We start from the raw sequence: 4,254 nt of genomic DNA, 5'->3' as shown, positions 1-4,254 counted from the left end.
CATTCTGGCTGGAGTATGAGAACAAGCGGCGCAAGCTGGCGCAAAAACATGCGCAGCGTCTGTTGTAGCTACCCGGAAACGAAAAGACCAACGCACATGGCGTTGGCCCAACTCCTTCAGCCTTGGGCTGATGAGTGCACCAAGTGTAGGCAATTTCCCGTGATACCGTCAAGAAAATTCACCGTTTCCATACTTCATGACCGACGTCTTCCGCTTCCCTCACACTCCGCATCTCCCCTAGCTGAGCCAAGGCGATGAAGTTTGTGGGCAAGGCGTGCGCCAGCGACTGTCAACAGATGATTGACACCTATGGCACTGCGGTGTAGTTTTTAACAGGACGGTAACAACCTCTCCGAGGGTTCCACTTGATACGAAGTTTTGGGCATAAGGGCCTCAAGCAGATTTTCGAAACAGGTCAATCGGCGAAAGTCGGTGCGGATTTGGTAACCCGCTGCAAGCGCAGGCTCGATGCCATAAACGCTGCGACATCCCCGGAGGAGTTGAACGTGCCAGGTTTCGACTTCCATGCTTTGGAGGGGAAACCGAAGCGGTACACCGTTCATGTGAATGGACCCTATTGCATCACCTTCGAGTGGCGGGATGGGGATGCCTGGCGCATTGATCTGGAGAATTACCATTAAGGACAGGGGGTGTCCAATGGACGAAATGACCGTTGAGCAGATGGACCGGAACCCAACGCATCCTGGCGAGATATTGCGGGAAGAGGTACTGCCTGCACTGGATATCTCTGTAGCAGAGTTTGCCCGTGGCCTGCGGGTCTCGCGCCAGACCGTTCACGGCATCCTGTCTGAGCGCAAGGGCATCACCCCAGAGATGGCCTTGCGTATCGGCAAGTATCTGGGTAACGGGCCGGGGATATGGCTACGCATGCAACAGGCTTACGATTTGACCGTTGCAGGACGCCGGTTGGCCGAGGAACTGGCGACCATTCACAAGCCCGAACAGGCGGCCTGACCGACAACCCAAGCGCACATCTGGAGCCTTGAAGATGGACTCGCTGAAAATAGCCCTGCTTGAAAAAACCGGCCATGACCACGGCTTTGAGCATGTTCTATCCGCCAACCCGCAAGCCGTCTGCCTCGCCTCTGCCAGACACCCCACCCGCGTCACGGTTACGGACACTGGGGATGACGGATACCAAGTCTATTTCGAGACAACGTCAGCCACACTACCGGGAGAGTTGGCCCGTAGTTTTCCTCAGCGGACACTGGTCGATAACCATTTTCTGATCCCCGGAAATACGGAACTCGCCACCTTGCTGCTGCGTGCCGCCGGTCTGTCGCGGGCCTTGCCAAATCAGGTTGCCCGCAGCTACGAAGATGCCGTGAGCGAGGAACTGGCCGTGTTGCCGCCAGAGACGCTGCACACAGAAGTCGAACGCATGGTACGCCAGCGCATCGGCCAACAGAAATTCCGCGAAGCCATGCTGACCTACTGGGGCGGCGCCTGCGCCGTCACCGGCCTGGCGCTGCCCGATGTGCTCCGCGCCAGCCATGCCAAACCCTGGGCAGAATGCGAGTCAGATGCGGAACGGCTGGATGTCTTCAACGGTTTTTTGCTCGCCGCCAACCTCGATGCCCTCTTCGACCGCTTTCTGATCAGCTTTAATGCGCAGGGCCGCCTGCTACTTTCCCCAGTGCTGGCAACTGCCGATCTGCACTTGCTGGGCATTTCACCGGAACTCCGACTACGCTGGCTCGCACCCGAGCATCAATCCTATTTGCAATTCCACCGTGCGCGCATGCAGGAGCACTCCCAACCAATCCAATAAGGAATTGGACCGCCAATTAGGTGCTAACCGGCGCCGGATAGGCTGGTCGTGGTGGAGAGATGGGGAGATGGTGCGAGGATGAATCCTGGGCTGTGTTTTCTGGGGCGGTTCCGTCGCGGGCGGAAGGCAGGGCCACTATTTGGCCAGGGAAGCAGCCCGAAACAAGAAGTCAGTCCAGCCCACCCAGCCCTGCAATAGCCTCAATGTAGAACATAATCGGGAATAATCTGGCGTTTTTGATCTGCACGGACAACCGTCAACATATTATCATCTCCACCTAGTTTAAAGATTCAGGAAGATAACGACCGTTGGCAACAGACGCCCGGGATCAAATTGATCCCGGCGGACATGCGTTGGAGGCTGGTTTCAGGCGGCGCCCTCTCGTCGCTTGGATCCAGGCCTGCGCCGTCGCATGAATAAACGAGGTCGCGGTTCGTTGAGGGATCGCCATTATTGAGGACGCACTGTCATGGCAGCATCACTAAAAAATAACCGAGGGAAACACTCTCCTGCCGTATCAAAAAATGAGACGTCTTTGTCACGTATTCTGATACACCTATTGGCCGAGCTCGAAACAGCCGAGATTCTGGCCGCATTGCCGCGTCAGTCGCGATATCTGCTAAGAAAGCAGGGCAATATAGCCTTGCCCAGACTGATTGCGGCAATAAGCGAACAGGGATATTACCTGGCGCCTAGCGCGGGGCTATGCGTGGAACGACTAGGTGGAATTCGCCCTGCCGCCGAAAAAACGGGATTGTCGATGAACACCATTCAGGCCCTGAAGCAGGGCCGAGCAACACTCCGCAGCTACCTGATTCTTGCCGTCGCCCTCAAATCGCGGGTTCGGTTACAAAAGATCAATCCCCGCGCCGCACTATGGACCACGAAGGAGAACACATGGACAACCCCGCCTTCACTTCTACAGCAATTGTACCCGTTGCTGCCGGGTAAAACCTTTGATATCGATCCCTGTAGCCCCAGCGTTGGGTCGGCCGCCCCGGTGCGCGCCTATGTGCATTACACGGAAAAGCACGATGGACTTCGCCAGTCCTGGGGGAAGGGTACCTACTGTTATGTGAACCCTCCGTTTTCGCGGTTGCGGGCATGGATACACAAAGCACTGGCGGAGACCGGCAACGGAGTCGTCAGCATCCTGCTCTGCCCGGCGCGGGTCGATTCCATTTGGTGGCACACCCTGGTAGCCGACCGAATTCCCGTCGTTATGCTACGGGGGCGGCTCCAATTCGGTGGTGGGGATAACCGCCAACAAAAAGCACCTTTCGCCAGCGCTCTGCTCATTATTGGAGGCTCTGCCCAGTTACCAAAGCGCGTCGCCGAAGCGACCGGAGGATGGCTTGCCAGCATAGCCCCCTGATCTCGTGGAGAAAATGAACGCCAATTATAGATGCAAAGCTCAATGGCTCTTTTGCAGCATAACCGGTCATCCAGAAATTTGTGGTAAATGCGCCTCATGAACTCTGCTAGGCTCAAAGGTGACCATGCGAGTAATCCCGATCTCTATGCTGCTGAGCTGCGCCATGATCGCGTAATTGCACTCATGGGCAGCATCCAGTTCAGCCCGAATCATTCTGAGTTTTTCCAAATCAGATTGTCTTCCGCCATCCTGTACCTTCCTTGGCATCCATGGAAAGATTATGGGTGCCGGAGCAGAAGCAGGAGAGAGTCATCATCTCCTCACCTTACCCACAAACGCCACCGCCCTATGGACGGCTTTCGTCCAGAAATGGGGAAACCAGCCGGGCTGCGGCCCGGTTTGGACCCGCTCCGTTGTCTGGGCTAGAGCCGTGGATTTTGTGGGTAAGGGTATCGCCGTGCCCGATGCTTGACGTTCGCCCTATATGCTCTATATGTACCATCTCAAACACTAATGAAAAGGCGAGGAGGCCAGCAGTGACAAATCGAAGAGCCGAGAGGCCAGGTGGAGAGCACGCATGGGTACTCGCAGCCGCTATCGCCGTTATTGCTTTAGTCTTTGCGTGGATAATGATCCCGGCAATCTTTGTCGGGAATCCGTTCTCTAAAGCCTTATTACCCTTCTTGAAGATGGCAGGGAGCGTCCTTGCAGCTTTTGCAGGCATCGGTGCACTGAAGCTATATCTGGAGAGAAAGCGATGGCGAGAGCGTCAGAATGATCCTGTCCCTTTGAAAAATCGCAACTACCAGCCACAGCGCGCCCCCTACGCAAGCCGCGTCAAGCCAGATACAACCTACTCCCAGCAGAAAGGTCATACAGTGCCCCAGCCCAATTCAAGCAGAGTGGAATGGAGTCTTGAGCTGCTGCGGTCACTTGAGTGGAAGCGATTCGAGGATCTGTGTGATGAATATTCCAAGACAAAAGGCATGCGCACCCAGACCACCAGGCTTGGCGCTGATGGCGGAATAGATATCCGGATTTATCGTGAAACTGGGGATCCGATGGGCGTGATCCAGTGCAAGGCATG

General features: G+C 55.8%; 6 protein-coding genes. All 6 read left to right on the top strand.

Features of this window, described 5'->3' with window-relative positions; genetic code table 11:
- The first annotated feature begins 365 nt into the window (after window positions 1-365).
- Window positions 366-641, top strand: a complete 276-nt coding sequence (locus tag M7F93_RS11205; RefSeq protein ID WP_298173457.1) for a type II toxin-antitoxin system RelE/ParE family toxin — start codon at window positions 366-368, stop codon at window positions 639-641.
- Window positions 642-657: 16 nt separating this feature from the next.
- Entirely contained in the window at window positions 658-975 is a 318-nt protein-coding gene (locus tag M7F93_RS11200) for a HigA family addiction module antitoxin (RefSeq protein ID WP_298173454.1), read from the top strand.
- Between the two features lie 34 nt (window positions 976-1,009).
- Window positions 1,010-1,792 carry an HNH endonuclease gene (locus M7F93_RS11195; protein ID WP_298173451.1) on the top strand — a complete coding sequence of 261 codons (783 nt, stop codon included), beginning with the start codon at window positions 1,010-1,012 and terminating at the stop codon, window positions 1,790-1,792.
- A gap of 535 nt (window positions 1,793-2,327) precedes the next feature.
- Window positions 2,328-3,167, top strand: coding sequence for a DNA N-6-adenine-methyltransferase (locus M7F93_RS11190; RefSeq protein ID WP_298173448.1), 840 nt, complete (start codon window positions 2,328-2,330; stop codon window positions 3,165-3,167).
- 280 nt (window positions 3,168-3,447) lie between these two features.
- Window positions 3,448-3,639 carry a hypothetical protein gene (locus tag M7F93_RS11185; RefSeq protein WP_298173445.1) on the top strand — a complete coding sequence of 64 codons (192 nt, stop codon included), beginning with the start codon at window positions 3,448-3,450 and terminating at the stop codon, window positions 3,637-3,639.
- 64 nt (window positions 3,640-3,703) lie between these two features.
- Window positions 3,704-4,254: restriction endonuclease (locus M7F93_RS11180; RefSeq protein WP_298173442.1), on the top strand; the 551-nt coding region annotated here is incomplete at its 3' end.

The organism is Acidithiobacillus sp. (assembly GCF_027322205.1).
Lineage (GTDB): Bacteria > Pseudomonadota > Gammaproteobacteria > Acidithiobacillales > Acidithiobacillaceae > Acidithiobacillus.
This window is presented reverse-complemented; position numbering and strand designations above follow the sequence as displayed.